The sequence below is a fragment of the Chitinophaga filiformis genome (assembly GCF_023100805.1).
GTDB classification, from domain to species: domain Bacteria; phylum Bacteroidota; class Bacteroidia; order Chitinophagales; family Chitinophagaceae; genus Chitinophaga; species Chitinophaga filiformis_B.
Genome location: NZ_CP095855.1, coordinates 7,067,970 through 7,083,846, shown reverse-complemented (window position 1 = coordinate 7,083,846; position 15,877 = coordinate 7,067,970). Strand labels below are relative to the sequence as shown.

The 15,877-nt window shown below is 48.0% G+C and carries 14 protein-coding genes; 9 read left to right on the top strand and 5 right to left on the bottom strand.

Annotation, left to right across the window (positions count from 1 at the left end; genetic code table 11):
- Nucleotides 1–14: 14 nt before the first annotated feature.
- Nucleotides 15–2,381, bottom strand: a complete 2,367-nt coding sequence (locus tag MYF79_RS27685) for a phosphoketolase (RefSeq protein ID WP_247811115.1) — start codon at nt 2,379–2,381, stop codon at nt 15–17.
- Nucleotides 2,362–3,576: an acetate/propionate family kinase gene (locus MYF79_RS27680; RefSeq protein ID WP_247811114.1), complete on the bottom strand. Its 1,215-nt coding sequence runs from the start codon at nt 3,574–3,576 to the stop codon at nt 2,362–2,364. The genes MYF79_RS27685 and MYF79_RS27680 overlap by 20 nt, the downstream gene beginning before the upstream one ends.
- A 57-nt stretch (nt 3,577–3,633) precedes the next feature.
- Between MYF79_RS27680 and MYF79_RS27675 the strand changes: the two genes are divergently transcribed.
- Complete coding sequence (locus MYF79_RS27675) at nt 3,634–4,248, top strand: hypothetical protein (RefSeq protein ID WP_247811113.1); 615 nt, start codon at nt 3,634–3,636, stop codon at nt 4,246–4,248.
- 410 nt (nt 4,249–4,658) lie between these two features.
- On the opposite strand, the gene MYF79_RS27670 is transcribed toward MYF79_RS27675, so the two are convergent.
- Nucleotides 4,659–5,903, bottom strand: a complete 1,245-nt coding sequence (locus MYF79_RS27670; protein WP_247811112.1) for a WG repeat-containing protein — start codon at nt 5,901–5,903, stop codon at nt 4,659–4,661.
- Nucleotides 5,904–6,078: 175 nt separating this feature from the next.
- Here MYF79_RS27670 and MYF79_RS27665 point away from each other — a divergent pair, with 175 nt between their 5' ends.
- Complete coding sequence (locus MYF79_RS27665; protein WP_247811111.1) at nt 6,079–6,327, top strand: hypothetical protein; 249 nt, start codon at nt 6,079–6,081, stop codon at nt 6,325–6,327.
- A 6-nt stretch (nt 6,328–6,333) separates the two neighbouring features.
- Here the strand turns inward: MYF79_RS27665 and MYF79_RS27660 are convergent, their stop codons facing one another.
- Nucleotides 6,334–7,563, bottom strand: coding sequence for a serine hydrolase domain-containing protein (locus tag MYF79_RS27660; protein WP_247811110.1), 1,230 nt, complete (start codon nt 7,561–7,563; stop codon nt 6,334–6,336).
- 291 nt (nt 7,564–7,854) lie between these two features.
- On the opposite strand from MYF79_RS27660, the gene MYF79_RS27655 reads away from it, so the two are divergent.
- On the top strand, nt 7,855–8,850 hold the full coding sequence (locus MYF79_RS27655) for a zinc-dependent alcohol dehydrogenase family protein (protein WP_247811109.1): 996 nt from the start codon (nt 7,855–7,857) through the stop codon (nt 8,848–8,850).
- Between the two features lie 642 nt (nt 8,851–9,492).
- Here MYF79_RS27655 and MYF79_RS27650 read toward each other — a convergent pair.
- Nucleotides 9,493–10,206 (bottom strand): 2OG-Fe(II) oxygenase, encoded by a 714-nt coding sequence (locus MYF79_RS27650; protein WP_247811108.1) that lies wholly within the window; start codon nt 10,204–10,206, stop codon nt 9,493–9,495.
- Between the two features lie 227 nt (nt 10,207–10,433).
- Between MYF79_RS27650 and MYF79_RS27645 the strand changes: the two genes are divergently transcribed.
- From MYF79_RS27645 to MYF79_RS27620, 6 genes are all read left to right on the top strand, one after another.
- Nucleotides 10,434–11,345, top strand: coding sequence for a helix-turn-helix domain-containing protein (locus MYF79_RS27645; protein WP_247811107.1), 912 nt, complete (start codon nt 10,434–10,436; stop codon nt 11,343–11,345).
- 80 nt (nt 11,346–11,425) lie between these two features.
- A complete protein-coding gene (locus tag MYF79_RS27640; RefSeq protein WP_247811106.1) occupies nt 11,426–12,268 on the top strand; it encodes an oxidoreductase in 843 nt (280 codons plus the stop codon).
- 78 nt (nt 12,269–12,346) lie between these two features.
- Nucleotides 12,347–13,060 carry an Atu4866 domain-containing protein gene (locus MYF79_RS27635; RefSeq protein ID WP_247811105.1) on the top strand — a complete coding sequence of 238 codons (714 nt, stop codon included), beginning with the start codon at nt 12,347–12,349 and terminating at the stop codon, nt 13,058–13,060.
- Nucleotides 13,061–13,155: 95 nt separating this feature from the next.
- Nucleotides 13,156–14,223: an NAD(P)H-dependent flavin oxidoreductase gene (locus MYF79_RS27630; protein WP_247811104.1), complete on the top strand. Its 1,068-nt coding sequence runs from the start codon at nt 13,156–13,158 to the stop codon at nt 14,221–14,223.
- A 91-nt stretch (nt 14,224–14,314) separates the two neighbouring features.
- Nucleotides 14,315–14,899: a TetR/AcrR family transcriptional regulator gene (locus MYF79_RS27625; protein WP_247811103.1), complete on the top strand. Its 585-nt coding sequence runs from the start codon at nt 14,315–14,317 to the stop codon at nt 14,897–14,899.
- A gap of 63 nt (nt 14,900–14,962) precedes the next feature.
- Entirely contained in the window at nt 14,963–15,874 is a 912-nt protein-coding gene (locus MYF79_RS27620; protein ID WP_247811102.1) for an alpha/beta fold hydrolase, read from the top strand.
- Nucleotides 15,875–15,877 lie beyond the last annotated feature (3 nt).

Genomic DNA, 15,877 nt, shown 5'->3' with positions numbered 1-15,877 from the left:
CCGGTGTTTTTATTTTATACAACGTCTTCCCATTTCCAGTTCTTAATATCACGCATATCTTCCAGGCATTCCCGGATGTATATACTATGCATGTGTAGTTTATCTTCAAAATGATTTATCACCACATCTCCTTTTTCCAGCGCTCTTTCTGTTCTCTGTATAGCGGCAATGGCGAGATGATAGCGGCTTATCTTGTTTAGCACCACCATATCGAATGGGGTAGTGGTGGTCCCTTCCTCCATGAATCCTCTTACATGGAACCTGGCAGGATCCGGCCGACCGTGTACAAGATCATGAATGATCCTGACATAACCATGGAAGGCAAATATGACGGGCGCATCATCTGTGAACAGTTCCGTGAAAAGTGCAGCGTCCATTCCATGGGGATGGTATTCGCGGGGAGAAAGCGACATCAGGTCCACCACATTTACTACCCTCACCTTTAAGTCGGGAATATGCCTGCGAAGTAACCATGCCGCTGCAACAGTTTCCAGTGTAGGTACATCTCCGGCGCAGGCCAGCACCACATCGGGTTGCTCATTGTTGTCGTTGCCGGCCCATTCCCATACAGACGCTCCCTGTGCACAGTGCGCTGTGGCCTGGGCAATGTTGAGCCATTGCAAAGCCGGTTGCTTGCCTGCCACCACGAGATTGACATAGTTCTTGCTTCTCAGGCAATGATCCATCACTGACAAAAGGCAATTGGCATCGGGAGGCAGGTAGATGCGGACAACGGAACTTTTCTTATTGACGACGGTATCAATGAATCCCGGTCCCTGGTGACTGTAACCGTTATGGTCCTGCCGCCAGCTATGGGAAGTAAGCAGGTAGTTGAGGGAGGGCAGATCGTTCCGCCAGGGTATTTCCAGGCACATTTTCAGCCATTTCGCGTGCTGGTTGAACATAGAGTCCACGATGGTGATAAAGGCCTCATAACAGGGGAAAATGCCATGCCTGCCCGTGAGCAGGTAACCTTCCAGCCAGCCCTGGCAGAGATGCTCACTGAGCACTTCCATGACTCTGCCGTCGGGCGACAGGTGATCGTCGCTGTCCAGCACTGGTTCCATAAAACATCTGTCCGTGGCTTCAAATACTGCGTTCAGCCGGTTGGAGCTGGTTTCATCAGGACAGAACAAGCGGAAGTTCCTGCTCTCAGCGTTCAGTTTAAAAATGTCTCTCAGCATCTTGCCCAGTTCTCTTGTACCTTCTGCAATGGTAACACCCGGCTGCGTAACTTCCACCGCGTAAAGGGTGAAATCGGGCATATCCAGCGGCAGGGCAGTCTTCCCACCGTTGGCATATGGGTTTGCGCCCATGCGTTTGTGGCCCGCGGGTGCCAGTCTGGCCAATGATGGCAGCAGATGACCATCATCCGTAAAATGTTTGTCGGGTCTGTAGCTGCGCAGCCACTGTTCCAGCAATGCCAGCTGATCCTGGTCTTCCTTCACATCGGCCAGTGGTACCTGGTGAGCGCGGAAAGTGCCTTCTATGTGTTTCCCTTTCCACATGACAGGGCCTGTCCACCCTTTGGGAGAGCGTAATATAATGATCGGCCAGAGAAGTACTTCCGGGCGTTTTTTACCACTTCTGGCATTATCCTGTATTTCCCTGATCTGTTCATAGGCAGTGTCCAGGGCTACTGCCATTTCCAGGTGAATGGCATCCGTTCCTTCTGCCTTTACAAATAAGGTAGCATAGCCGTAACCGTTAAAAAGTGTGGCGAGCGATTGGTCTGACATGCGTCCCATTACAGTGGGTCCGGATATCTTGTATCCGTTCAGGTGCAGTATCGGCAGTACCGCGCCATCACGTACAGGATTCAGGAAACAATTGAGTTTCCAGCTGCCTGCCAGCGGTCCTGTTTCTGCTTCCCCATCACCCACCACACAGGCAGCTATCAGCTCAGGATTGTCCATAACCGCGCCGGCAGCATGTGCCAGGGAATAGCCTAATTCCCCACCTTCATGTATCGAGCCCGGCGTATGTGCGCTCACGTGACTGGGAATGCCGCCGGGAGTAGAGAACTGGCGGAAGAATTGTTTCATGCCTTTCTCATCCTGTGAGATGTCCGGGTAGGTCTCTGTATAGGTACCTTCCAGGTATGTTTGTGCCAGCACAGCGGGAGCGCCATGTCCGGGGCCACATACAAACAGGACATTGGCATCCATATCCCTGATCAGCCGGTTAAGATGTGTGTAGATAAAATTAAGCCCGGGAGAAGTGCCCCAATGCCCCAGCAGGCGGGGCTTAATATGGTCGGGTGACAAAGGTTCTTTCAGTAATGGGTTAGCCTGCAGGTAGATCTGGGCCGCGGCGAGGTAATTGGATGCTTCCCAGTAGGCATGGATGTCTTGTAATTGGTCATGTGTGAGTGTTGCCATAGTGTGTGGTTTTATGTGACTGCAGGCATTGTTGGGTATGCTGTGCAATGATGAGTTCTTCATTCGTCGCCATCACGCGAACGGTAACACGGCTGCCGGAGGGAGAGATAATATCGTTCCTGTCATCGTTCAGAAACGGGTCGACCGCAATGCCCAGGTACTCAAGTCCTTCACAGATCCTTTCCCTGATGAGCGGTGCATGTACGCCGATGCCACCGGTAAATACCAGTGTGTTGATGCCGCCTGCAGCGGCCGTTAATGCCCCGATGTATTTCTTTGCCTGGTAGCAGAACAGCTGGACGGCTTCGGCGGCCCTTTGGTCTTTGGCTTCCTGTTCAAGTAACGTCTTAATATCCGACGCACTACCGGAAACTCCTTTCAATCCGGATTCCTTATTGAGCAGTTCATTCAGCGCGCGTTCACTGATGAAGTGTTTTTCCTTCAGCAGGTAAAGTATCACACCAGGATCAAGATCGCCTGAGCGTGTACTCATGACCAGTCCGCCCGTGGGCGTCAGCCCCATCGTTGTATCAAGGCTCCTGCCGTTCTTCACCACCGCCATGCTGGCGCCGTTGCCGAGATGAGCAATAACAACGCTACCGCTGGCTTCCTGTGGTGCGAATTGCTTCAGTTGTTGATAAATATACTCATACGACAAGCCATGAAATCCATACCTGATCAAACCGTCATCCCACAGGTGTCTGGGAAGCGCAAAATGCCTGGCGGCGAAAGGCATGTCTTTATGAAAAGCGGTATCAAAGCAGGCCACCTGCGGCGTACCGGGATAAGCATTTTCAAATGCTTGTATAGCCTTTATTTCTGCCGGTAAATGACCAGGCGCCAGTGGGATCAATGTTTCGAATGCCTGCAGCAGGTCTGTAGTGATCAGCTCAGGCAGGTAATGTTCCTTTCCTCCCTGAACGATCCTGTGGCCGATAGCATGGATCGTGTATGGGCTGTAACTTTCGTTCAGCAGCTGGACAAGGAATTGTATAGCGGCGTCCAGGTCAGCAACAGGCTGGTCAACACGTTCTTCATGACCACGCGCATCCATCAGGCGGATGCTGCTATCCCGGCCAATGTCCTGAATATTTCCCTGACTGATCAACCGTATTGAGGACAGGTCGAAAAGCGCAAACTTGAGGCTGGAAGAGCCGCAATTGATCGTCAATATAACGGGTACCGTATTATCCATATCAGCTGTGTTTGTTCTGGCATAAAATTTTAATAGTATCTATTCTAAATCAATTGTATGCCAGATCATATTTCAGCACCGTTCATTCCTGTACAATATACAGGCGAGGAGACGGAAACCTCCGCAGAAAGGCAGGCCGGCAATGAACAGGCTGCTATCTCAATTTTTGAGCGTGCTGTCACAAGGCTGCAGCATATAAATGGGTGGGGAAAATTGTGTGGAGCTTTATCTTCAGAATTTCAGCTCGTAGATAAAATGGGAGAAGAGGTAGAGGGCCCCGCCAGCGCCGGCTTATATATCCGTATTGATATACCTGGTCCGGGCAACAGTGTAGGGAAGGGGTATGACTGGGTATTGATAGAACAGATGGAAGATGTACGACTGAACGACCGGCAACAGGTGTTCTTTATAAGAGCAAGGCCCACAGGTCACCCTTTACAGAAACATGCCGGCACAGCGCATTTCCTCAAGGAGGAGGCCACCAGTTCCTTTGTGATCACCCGGGATGAAGAGGAGGTAACAGCGACTGTATACGGCAGGAATGAGGTGCCCAATACGGATGCGACGGAAACAAAGGATAAGATCCGTAACGCAGTGATAGGCGCCGGAGGAGCAATAGGTATCTCAAAACTACAATGGAAGGCGCTGGTAAAATCGCTGCTGGAGGATTAGTATAGCGATTGCCGGTAGTGCCTGTATTTGCGCCCCTATACCCTAAAAATAGCCTTCAACTTCTGATATAGTACTTTTATTTATTCTGAAGCTTATTAATTTACAAGGATGTACATAATAAAGTATCTGTACAGTCATTGTAAAGCTACTACTGTGCTGCGTTCCCGGAGATAACCCATATATAACCCATATATAAGCCATATATGACCCATATATAACCCATATTTATAGAGATATGGGTTATATATGGGTTATATGTGAGTAGAAGATGGCTTTTTTATGGGATACCTTAGGGAAAGGAGATAACAGCAGCCTGTTGAAGACCTGATCATTGGGCAGATCGAAGCTGGTGGAAATAAAAAAGCCGGCTCATCTGAATGAACCGGCTTTCTTTCATTATCGTTTAACAGCTACTCTTTATACCCCGGTATAAAGATCTCACCGCTTGTTTTATCCATATAACCTATTGTGCCGCTGGCTACCTGTACCAGTAATGCCTGGCGGTTCACGTCTTCATCAATGACACGGGCAAGGACAGGCTTTTTCAGTTCTTTCATCGACTCAGCCGGGATCACACCCACCCTGTTGCCTACTTTGGTTTCTACGAAGGCATAGTGGCCGATGTTGTCTTCCCTGTAGGTCACGTCGTCATAGATCAGGGGAATAAGCACATTACCTTTCATATCGATCACACCTGCCTTACCATTTTTCACCGCCTTGATCTTCCCGGGAAATTTAGCCAGACCTGCATGATAGGACATATATTCCAGCTGCGTGTATCCGCTGAGATCAATACTGTCAAGCACTTTCGGATGCTGGAATATACGTTCTTCCAGGGTGATCCTCCATTTTTCGTTTGCGAGTTTATAGATATGCAGGTCTCTTTTGGAATCATCTTTCAGACTTCCCAGGGAGCTGGTTTTGTTCATATCGTCTTCCGCTTTCTTCGCTGCTTTGGCAACTGCTGCTGATGCAGGCCTGCCACTGGCGTCAAAATAAACCACACGTTCATCGTCGCTGGTAGCTTTGATCAGGTCCTGTGTGCCATCGGAAGCGCCCTTTATTTCGCTGTAGGTGGCAGGGATGATCTCTCTGCCTGTCAGGGCTTCTACTACGCCGTATTTATCGTCAATGTTAACGATCACATAATCCTTCAGTGATTTTTCATCAAAGAATTCTGCATCGTCATATGGGAATTTTTTAGAGACAGGTTCACCGGTGGTCATATTTACGATTCCCACGGAACCCTCTTTTTTTGCGAGCAACAGATTAGCCGTTTTAGACATCGGCGTCATACCGGGCAACTCAAATACAAGCGTTCCTTTCTGTTTGCCGGTAGATGGATCCAGCAGGATATATCCTTTCTGCACTTTGGCAATGGCCATACCGTTGGGAGAAACGAATGGAATGTCACTATAGGAGCAGGGATATACAATTCTGCCGGAGGCATGGATCAGTCCTGTTTTTTTATTATTCTCAACCCGGGCATATTCACCTTCAAAGGGGTGGATACTATCGAACTGAGGTTCCATTACAACCGTATGCTTTTTATTGGTAAGGCCCCATTTGTTTTTTTCCGCATAGGGATACAGACCATCCTGTGCATTGCACCATACACTGATCAGGAGAACAGGCAGGAAGAATATGGTTTTCATAAAGTATAGGTTTGGTGTTATAGCAAATATAAAGGATTTCTCAAATATATTCGGCTTCTCTTTAATATGTTGGTATGTTAAAGACTAGACGGTATATTTGCGGCCGAATACAGCAAAATGAAATATCTATCCGCCGGAGGCGGGTTGGGTAAGCGAGGTAATAAAAACTGTACAAATGAGAATTAGCGAACAGGCGTTATTAGTAATCGAGCAATTGAAACAGGCCCTTAGCGATACAGAGGTAGCAAGCATCATATCTGCATTTGCGGAAAATACAGCGAACAACAGAATATATTTTGAGCGGCTGGAAACCTTCATAGAGAACATCTCTCCCCTGGAATGCAATAGTCAGCAATGGCGCAATTTCAGGATCGCCAGGATCAGCATCGGCCGGCTGTCAACGCTGGAAGCAGTAAACGCCTAAAGGCTGTTATTGCCTGAAAGCAGCCAGGATATGCCTGATCATATCATCCATGGATTTATTTTCTATCCATCTTACTACCGCGACAAGTTCATGACCCGGGTCTACATAGATGAGATTTGTACCGTTACCGATATGTACAAATGCATCGGCGGGGGCGCTGGGAAGTAATTCTTTGCCGGTATTCAGGAACCAGTTCATATATCCATATGTTGGTTTGGCTGTAGTAGGGGTGAGGGATTGTTTTACCCACTGTTCGGAGATGAGCTGTTTTCCGTTCCAGTTTCCCCTGTGTAATGTAAGCAGGCCAAAACGGGCCATATCATAGGCATGGATGAACATTCCGCCGCCCCAGTGGCCGCCGCCGCTGACAGATTGTACAGCAGTGCCGTCCAGCACTATCCAGGAATTGCGGTAGCCATTCCACCGCCAGGTATCCGAAGCGCCTATTTCGTCCATGATATTTGCTTTCAGCACCTGGGGCAGTGGTTTACGCCATACGCTGGTAGCAGCAAGGGCCAGGGCATTTACCCTTACATCATTATATTTCCATACAGTGCCGGGAACGTTGCGCTTTCGTGTCATCCACTCTGAGGTATTTCCTTCCGGCCTGTCGGCCCAATCGGGTTTGCCCCACAGGGTTCCTTCCCAGTCGCTTGTTTGCCGTAACATAACATCCCATGTCAGTACACTGTTATGCGAGCTTGCAAACGGATATAATAACTGTGGCTGTCCCAGTTGTTCGGCGCCTGGGCCTATAGCTGCGGGGTTGTATACTTCGATGGGCGGCACATAGTGTGATACGGTATCCTGCACACTGCGGATAAGGCCTTTATCCACCGCCAATCCTATCACCACGGAAAGAAAACTTTTGGTAACGCTGTGTGTCATGTCAACGCGTGATGGTTCGCCCCATTCTGCCACGATATAGCCTTTATACACAATTACACCGGTGGCATCACCTCTTGTGGAAAACGGCCCGATACCGGCGCTGAAAGGCTCTTTGCCGAAACTCAGTGCCTGTGCGATCTCCATATTGCGGGGCGCTTTCGTTTCATTGTCTTTCGCAAACTGGATGGCAGCTGCCAGTTTTGCAGTATCCAGTCCCATGTCGGCAGGGGATCGATGTTGCCAGACCTCTTTCGTGGGAAAATAGACAGTATTTTTACCGGTCTTGGATTGTGCGGAAAGCAGTGTGGTAGAACTTAAGAGCAATAAGAAGAGCAACAGGTGTTTCATAGAAGTAAGATACTGATCTTTCGGATATGTTATATATCGTTAAATCGCGGGAGGATTAGCGATATATGGTTGCAGTGTCATCTTGGCATTGTTTCAACTTATTGCAAATCAGCTTGTTATTGTATGGAACACTTTTTAGTATAAAGACATGTCCATGACATCTGGCAGTTCTTTTTGCCTGTGTTGGCAGTTACATACCTGTTCAGCAACAACGATAGCTTACAGATGATGTGTCACGTAATTTGAGTTTATTAAACAACAGATCAGTAAAAAGATTAACCGGCTAAGACAATGAAAAAAGATCACATGCACGCGCTCATCCTGGAGAATTATGGCGACCCATTTGTATATGCGCAAATAGACCGGCCAAGACCAGATCATGGCGAAGTATTGGTAAGAGTAAAGGCCAGTGGTTTAAATCCACTGGACGCGAAAATTAAAGCAGGGCAGGCAGCATTGGTGAAACAGCCCTTACCTGCAGTTTTGGGGATCGACATGGCGGGCGTAGTAGTGGAAGTCGGTGAAGGTGTGACCGGTTTTGCTCCCGGCGACAAGGTGTATGGCATGACCGGAGGAGTAGCTGGTTTACAGGGCTCCCTGGCAGAGTATGTGGCTGTGGACGCAGAGCTCATTGCCAGGAAACCGGTTAATCTTACTATGCGGGAAGCAGCGGCCATCCCACTGGGATTCATTACCGCATGGGAAGGACTGGTAGACAAGGCGAAAGTAGTTGCCGGACAGAAAGTGCTCATACACGGAGGTTCCGGAGGTGTAGGACAAATGGCTATACAGATCGCAGTGGCCTTTGGCGCCGACGTATATGCAACCGACACTGACGGTAAGAAAGCGGTCATTGAATGGCTGGGCGCTACACATATCGACAGTGATACCATGAGTGTGACTGAATATGTGGATAAGTACACGCACAGGGCTGGTTTTGATATTGTATTTGATACAGTAGGCGGCGATACACTGGATGCTTCCTTTGAGGCCGTGAAGCCTCAGGACGGCCACGTCATCAGCTCACTGGGATGGGGCTCACACAGCCTGGCGCCCTTATCGTCCAAAGGCGCTACCTACTCGGGTGTTTTCACATTGCTGCCAATGCTGACAGGAATGGGAAGGGAGCACCATGCCGCGATCTTAAGAGAGGCAACAAGGATGGCGGAAGCAGGCCAGATATTGCCATTGCTGGATCCCCGTCACTTTCATCTGCAGACGGCAGAACAGGCGCATACGCTTATCGTAAATCGTAGTGCGACCGGTAAGATCGTAGTGGAGATATAAAGTCATTCGGGCATTATTTATAAGGGATCAGGTGCGATTGTTTTCCTATCGCACCTGATTTTTTTTGGAAACGGATTGGTTGTAACGCGGGGTATAAATATGTCCCGCGGTGGTATGTGGGTTATAACATATTGCCCCGGGCCGCCGCGGGTACAACACGTCGTCCCGGTGGGACCGCCACGGGTACAACACGTTGTTCCGGGGGGGCACGGGTTACAACACGTCGTCCCGGTGGGGTCACGGGTACAACACGTCGCCCCGGGGTTATCACCCCGGGCTACAAACACGTTGCTCCTACGGAGCTGACCGGAGCGGATGATTGCGTTGTGATATTCTCGCTGGCCCCGGGGGGGGCACGGGTACAACACGTCGCCCCGGTGGGACCGCCACGGGTACAACACGTCGCCCCGGGGTTATCACCCCGGGCTACAAACACGTTGCTCCTACGGAGCTGACCGGAGCGGATGATTGCGTTGTGATATTCTCGCTGGCCCGGGGGCCGCCGACACAACACGTCGTTCCGGGGTTTTCAACCCGGGCTACAAACACGGGGACTCCTGGCGGAGTCCTGTTATATTTTGTTAATTATGTTTGCTATAAACAGCGGACCAGTGGAATGGATTGTGTCCGGGTTTATTGGTATTAGCTCAATGCATCATGAAAAATAATGCCCAGCGTATGCCTGTGACCACTATGTAAAGGGCTTACGCCATGTTTCATGTTAACCCGGTAGTACCCGCGACTGCCTTTTGCCGGCCGGAAGTTGGTCGTGAAAAGCAGGATGTCTCCCCTTTTCGGTTGCAGTACGTTGGCTTTGGACTGCGCCCTGGGGATCTGTTCTGTCAGTACAAATTCTCCACCGGCATAATCTTCTCCCGGCTCGTTGAGGAACAGTACAGCCTGCATTGGGAACCATACATCGCCATAGAGGTCCTGGTGTAAGGTATTAAAGCCGCCGGCGCCATATTTTAATATCAGGATGGTGGGTTTATCCTGCCCTTTTTCCCGGCAAAGCTGTTTCAGATCTTCATGTGCGTTCGGATACCGTTGTTGTATCTGTAATACTTCCATCCACTTATTGGCAATGGGCGCCAGATAACTGTATACCGTCTCTCTTACCTGTGTGATGAGATCAGGCAGGGGATACCGGAAATATTTGTATTCTCCTGCGCCGAAGCGATAACGTTCCATAGAGATGGTCTTACGATAGGTATTATCTGCATTATATGCCCCGATCAGTTCATCACATTCATTCCGGGTCAGTACGCTGTCGAGGAGCGCGTATCCCTGCTCATGCATATTGCCTGCGATCTGCTGCCAGTCTTTTTCCTGCAGGCGTTCAGCTATTGTTTTCATGGTCCTGTTTTTTGACAAAAGTAGGGCAGGTGGCGGGGCCGGAAAACCCGGAACTTGCTTTTCCATAGAAGTGTGAGGGGCATTGTTTGAATTTTACAAGTAATCCTTTGTTTCGTGTAACTAGCGGGAAAAGGGTCAGTACTAAATTTGCAGAAGGACTGAGGAATTAGCAGCATGGCATTACCCCCTGTAACACACATCATTTTCTTACGTTAATAATGTAACTCATGCAGACACAGACATTGGAGGAATTTTACCAGAGTAAGACCATAGCAGTACCTGCTAACCTGAAAAAGGAAGTGGGACATTTTAATGTATTTACATTGGAGGATCATTTAGGTGAGAATGCCCCCCGTTACAGCCGCAGGGCTTTTTATAAGATTGGCCTTTCCAGAGGGCGTGGTTTTTACCATTATGCAGATAAGACAACGGAAGTATCGGGTACTACACTGACGTTCTTTAATCCGCAGGTACCTTATACATGGCATGCTTTATCTAAAGATACCACCGGATTTTTCTGCATTTTTAAGGAAGGCTTTTTCTCCGAAAGGATGCGCGGGAGTATTAACGATTTTCCCATGTTTGCGCGGGATGGTAAGCCGGCCTATTTCCTGAACGAAAAACAGGACGCGGAAGTAAGCGCCATTTTTAAGAAGATGCTGGAAGAGATCAGGTCTGACTATGTATATAAGTATGATCTGCTGACAAACTACGTGGCAGAAGTAATTCATTATGCATTGAAGTTGTCTCCTTCAGAGAAATTATATCATCAGAGTGATGCCAAGTCCCGTATTACTTCTGTGTTTACAGAGTTGCTGGAGCGGCAGTTCCCCATCGAGTCGCCTGATCAGCGTTTTGAATTACGATCAGCCAATGATTTCGCAAAGCAGTTATCTATTCATGTGAATCATCTGAACAGAGCTGTGAAGGAAACTACCGGCCGTACCACTACTGAACATATTTTTGATCGCCTGGCCAGTGAAGCGAAGACCTTACTGAAACATACGGATTGGAATATCTCAGAGATCAGCTACTGTCTTGGGTTTGAAGAGCCTGCGCATTTCAATAAGTTCTTCAGGAGACTGGTGTCAACAACGCCATCTGCGTATAGAGCGGTTGAGCTTTTTCCCAATGTTTGAAAGTGACAAGTATCACATTGAAAGGTATAATAAGCGCGCCTGTTGGTCATAGTAACTTTGTATCAAACAAAGAAAAAATCATGGAACAGAAAAAAGTTTGGTTTGTAACAGGCGCCTCCAAAGGATTGGGCCTTTCTATTGTGAAGCAGTTACTGGCGCAGGGTTTCCCGGTAGCAGCAACTTCCAGAAGCGTTGACGCGCTTAGCAAAGCAGTGGGAAGTGAAAATAATTTTCTTCCACTGGGTGTCGATCTTACTTCAGAGAAAAGTGTAGCAGATGCTGTTGCTGCCACTGTGAAGAAATTTGGTCGCATAGATGTAGTGGTGAACAATGCAGGATACGGTTTAGTGGGTGCATTAGAAGAACTGACAGATGAAGAAAGCCGTGAGAACTTTAATGTGAATGTATTCGGTGTGCTGAATGTGATCAGGAAAGCATTGCCTTACCTGAGGAAACAAGGATCCGGTCATATCATCAACATTTCTTCCATCGCCGGACTGGTAGGTAATTTCCCTGGTTTTGGCATTTACTGCGCCACCAAGTTCGCGTTGGATGGCCTGAGTGAAGCATTAGCTGAAGAAGTAAAACCGCTGGGCATACGTACAACGATTGTAGGCCCCGGATATTTCAGGACCAGCTTCCTGACCAGCGATTCATTGGTTACGCCAAAGAATGTAATTGAGGAGTATAAGAATGTGCGTGAATCGCAGCATACGCACCAGCATTCATATAATGGTAACCAGCTTGGGGATCCGGAAAAGGGGGCAGCAGCTATTATCCGTATAGCAGCAGAACAACAGCCTCCGGTACATCTATTCCTGGGAGAAGATGCATATAACCTGGCTTATGGAAAAATTGAAGCTTTAAAGTCAGAACTGGAAAAGTGGAAAGAAGTAACGGTGTCAACAGCCATTGAAGCATAAACAGCAAGGGCTTTCCTCTTATCATTTGTTTTCAGCAGATCTGCGGGGAGAGATTTCAATGCCGATAATCTGAAAGAGATGGGATATTTTAATGTATTAAGAGTGGAAGACGTCATACGGTTGGAACCCCCGGATGATAAAGTCGATCGTCAGGGATTGTATAAGATCGGCCTGATAAGAGGAAACAGCCTTTGTCGTTATGCTGACAGAAGTATCAATATTTCGGGGACGGCCCTGGTGTTTTTTGAACCGCGGTTGTCTTATGTGTGGAAGTCGCTGTCGGCTGATCAAACAGGTTTTCTGTGTGTTTTTGATGGCGCCTTTTTTACGAAAAAGATGAAAGAGAACATCGGTCATCTGCCAATGTTCAAGGCAGAAGGAGAGCCGGTTTATATGCTGACAGGAGAGCAGGATGATGTGGTGAGCGGGATCTTTGGACGCATGCTGGATGAGTTGTCTTCCGACTATTTATACAAATATGATCTGTTAAGAAATTATGTTACTGAATTAATTCATTTTGCGCTTAAAAAAAACTGGACGATGGAAAATAATGATAAATACGTAGGGATGTGGGTAACTGCTGATGGTTACATCCGTCACGAGCTGCTGCCGGGTGGAAGATACGATGAAGCAAGAGGAAACAGGAAGAGTGCATACCAGGGAAGTTATAAGTTGACCGGCGATCATATAGATTATAAAGACGATACAGGTTTTACAGCAGACGGAGAGTTTCGCGACGGGGTACTATATCATGCAGGTATGGTACTTTACAGAGAGGAAAAGAGATCTTAGCACAATAGAACAATCGACGAACGGGGCGGGTATCAGTAATATGGTATCCGCCTTTTATTTTGGCGTACTTTTGTACATACCCAAAAGGATTGTTTATGGAATGGAAAAATGAAATGACAGGATTACTGAAGATCATTTATCCTGTTATACAAGCACCGATGCTTGGCGTAACGACCCCGGAGATGGTAGCAGCTGTGGCGGAACGTGGCGGATTAGGATCGTTGCCCGTCGGTGGTTTATCGCCCGACCGTACAAGGGAGCTGATTCAAAAAACAAAATCAATCACCGGAAAACCTTTCGCAGTAAATCTGTTTGTTAATGAGGTGCCGGAATATAGCCGGGAGGATGCGGAAGCAATGCAGGATTTCCTGGAGAAGTTCAGTGCGGAGAACCAGCTGGTATTCGAGCGGCAATCGTTGGATACATTGCGCTTTTATAATTATCGTGAACAGGTTGAAGTATTGATAGCAGAAAATATTCCGGTGATCAGTTTTACGTTTGGTATACCCGATGAAGAGACAATGGCGGCTTTCAGGCAACGTGATATTTCGCTTGTGGGAACGGCCACTTCAGTGAAGGAGGCTGTTTTACTGGAGAAGGCCGGAGTGGACGCGGTGGTAGCACAGGGCATAGAAGCAGGGGGCCATCGGGGTAGTTTCCTGGATGATGAGCCCTTGCCACAGGTGAGCACTTTTGTATTGGTACCTGAGATGGTGAGCCGTATCAGTAAGCCGGTGATAGCAGCGGGAGGTATTAAGAGTGGCGTTACTATTAAAGCAGCATTTCAGCTGGGGGCGAAGGCGGTGCAGGTAGGCACTGCTTTTATTGCAAGTAATGAGAGCCTGGCATTTCCTTCATATAAGACTGCTTTGCAAAAGGCACAGGTAACAGACAGTGCGGTGACCAGGGCATATTCGGGCCGCTGGGCGAGAGGGCTGAGAAACCAGTTTATGGATGCCCTGGAGGAGTCTGGTTTAAACATACCGCCTTACCCGATACAGAATATCCTGACAACCGGATTGAGGCAAAAAGCGCAGCAGGCAGACCGCAAGGAGTTCACGAATTTATGGGCCGGTCAGGCATCCGCAGGAGCGGAGAGCCGTCCTTCAGCAGAGATCTTTGACCGGCTGATAGCAGAAACAGCAGCCTTACACATTGTATAAATAAGTACGGAAATTCCTTGAAAATAAAAAAGCGTATTTATTTTGTACTGATTGGTACAGTATGTATCTTCGTACTGTAAATGATAGCAAAATGGCAGGGAGACCGAAAATATTTGACGAGCAGGAAGTAGTGGAAAAAGCGGTGAACGTATTCTGGACGAAGGGATATGAGACTGCTTCTGCAGATGAATTGCTGGAAGCTATGGGAATTGGTAAGGGAAGCTTCTACCTGGCATTTAAGGGCGGGAAGAAGGAACTGTATGAGAAATCATTAAGGCTATATGCTGAGCGTTTTAACAGGCAATTACTGCACGATATATCTGTCAGCAAAGATCCTGTTCAGCTGATCAAAGACTTCTTTATGGCCCTTGCAGATGACCCTAAAAGCAAGCAGATGAAAGGCTGTTATATAGGGAATGCACTGGTACAGTTATCGGATGGAGACGCGGACACCAAATTGATTGCGGCGGAGCTGCTGGGAACAGCAGAAGATATATTTACGGATGTGATCAGAAAAGCGCAGGTGGAAAAGAAAATGAAGAATAAAGCGAAGCCCGAGGTACTGGGGAAATACCTGATCAATCTCTGGAATGGCGTGAATGTAACCAGGAGAAGTAATCCGGATTATGCACATCTCAGGGAAGTGCTGGAGATGAGTCTGCAGGTGCTCCATTAAATTTTTTTACTCTTTTTTGTACTGGTTAGTACATAATATAGTCAACACTTAAAATTTATCACAATGACACAGTCAACAACATTGCCGGTTACAAAGGGCATTGATATCAACCAGGTGCAGTATAAAACGCTGACCATTGAAGGACAGGAGATATTTTACCGTGAAGCAGGATCGCCGGACAAGCCTACGCTCTTACTGTTACATGGATATCCGACCTCTTCTCTTATGTTCCGCAACCTGATGATTGCCCTGGGAGAAAAGTATCACCTCGTAGCGCCGGACTATCCCGGTTTTGGTAACAGCAGCATGCCGCTGGTGGATGAGTTTGAATATACTTTCGACCATATGGCCGATATAGTGGATCAGTTTATTGTGGCCAAAGGGCTGGAAAAATACAGTATCTACCTGATGGACTATGGTGCACCCGTTGGCTATCGTATTGCGGCCAGACACCCCGAAAAAGTACAGGCATTGCTGGTGCAGAATGGCAATGCATACGAGGAGGGTCTGTCTCCTTTCTGGGAACCAATAAAAGCGTTCTGGGCCGACCCTGAAAATGAAGAAAAGAGAAAAGTGGTAGCCAGTATGCTTTCCTTAGAAGGTACCAAATGGCAGTACCTGACAGGTGTAAGAGACACCAGCAGGATCAGTCCTGATACCTGGGTACATGACCAGAGTAAGTTGGACCGTCCGGGTAACGCGGATATACAAATGGCGATGTTTTATTCCTACCGGACAAACCTGGGCCGTTACCCTGAATGGCATAACTACTTCCGTACATATCAGCCGCCAACCCTGATCACCTGGGGAGGAAACGACGAAATATTTCCTGCCAGCGGTGCAAAGGCTTATCTGAAAGATCTTCCCAATGCGGAGCTGCATATACTGGATACAGGTCACTTTGCTTTGGAAGAAGATGGAACAAAGATCGCTGCGTTGATAGACCGTTTTCTGATTGCAAATAATATTGCATAATCT

Coding starts and splice junctions, on each gene's coding strand:
- MYF79_RS27685 (WP_247811115.1), bottom strand. CDS start 2,381: ATGGCAACACTCACACATGACCAATTACAAGACATCCATGCCTACTGG.
- MYF79_RS27680 (WP_247811114.1), bottom strand. CDS start 3,576: ATGGATAATACGGTACCCGTTATATTGACGATCAATTGCGGCTCTTCC.
- MYF79_RS27675 (WP_247811113.1), top strand. CDS start 3,634: ATGCCAGATCATATTTCAGCACCGTTCATTCCTGTACAATATACAGGC.
- MYF79_RS27670 (WP_247811112.1), bottom strand. CDS start 5,903: ATGAAAACCATATTCTTCCTGCCTGTTCTCCTGATCAGTGTATGGTGC.
- MYF79_RS27665 (WP_247811111.1), top strand. CDS start 6,079: ATGAGAATTAGCGAACAGGCGTTATTAGTAATCGAGCAATTGAAACAG.
- MYF79_RS27660 (WP_247811110.1), bottom strand. CDS start 7,563: ATGAAACACCTGTTGCTCTTCTTATTGCTCTTAAGTTCTACCACACTG.
- MYF79_RS27655 (WP_247811109.1), top strand. CDS start 7,855: ATGAAAAAAGATCACATGCACGCGCTCATCCTGGAGAATTATGGCGAC.
- MYF79_RS27650 (WP_247811108.1), bottom strand. CDS start 10,206: ATGAAAACAATAGCTGAACGCCTGCAGGAAAAAGACTGGCAGCAGATC.
- MYF79_RS27645 (WP_247811107.1), top strand. CDS start 10,434: ATGCAGACACAGACATTGGAGGAATTTTACCAGAGTAAGACCATAGCA.
- MYF79_RS27640 (WP_247811106.1), top strand. CDS start 11,426: ATGGAACAGAAAAAAGTTTGGTTTGTAACAGGCGCCTCCAAAGGATTG.
- MYF79_RS27635 (WP_247811105.1), top strand. CDS start 12,347: ATGGGATATTTTAATGTATTAAGAGTGGAAGACGTCATACGGTTGGAA.
- MYF79_RS27630 (WP_247811104.1), top strand. CDS start 13,156: ATGGAATGGAAAAATGAAATGACAGGATTACTGAAGATCATTTATCCT.
- MYF79_RS27625 (WP_247811103.1), top strand. CDS start 14,315: ATGGCAGGGAGACCGAAAATATTTGACGAGCAGGAAGTAGTGGAAAAA.
- MYF79_RS27620 (WP_247811102.1), top strand. CDS start 14,963: ATGACACAGTCAACAACATTGCCGGTTACAAAGGGCATTGATATCAAC.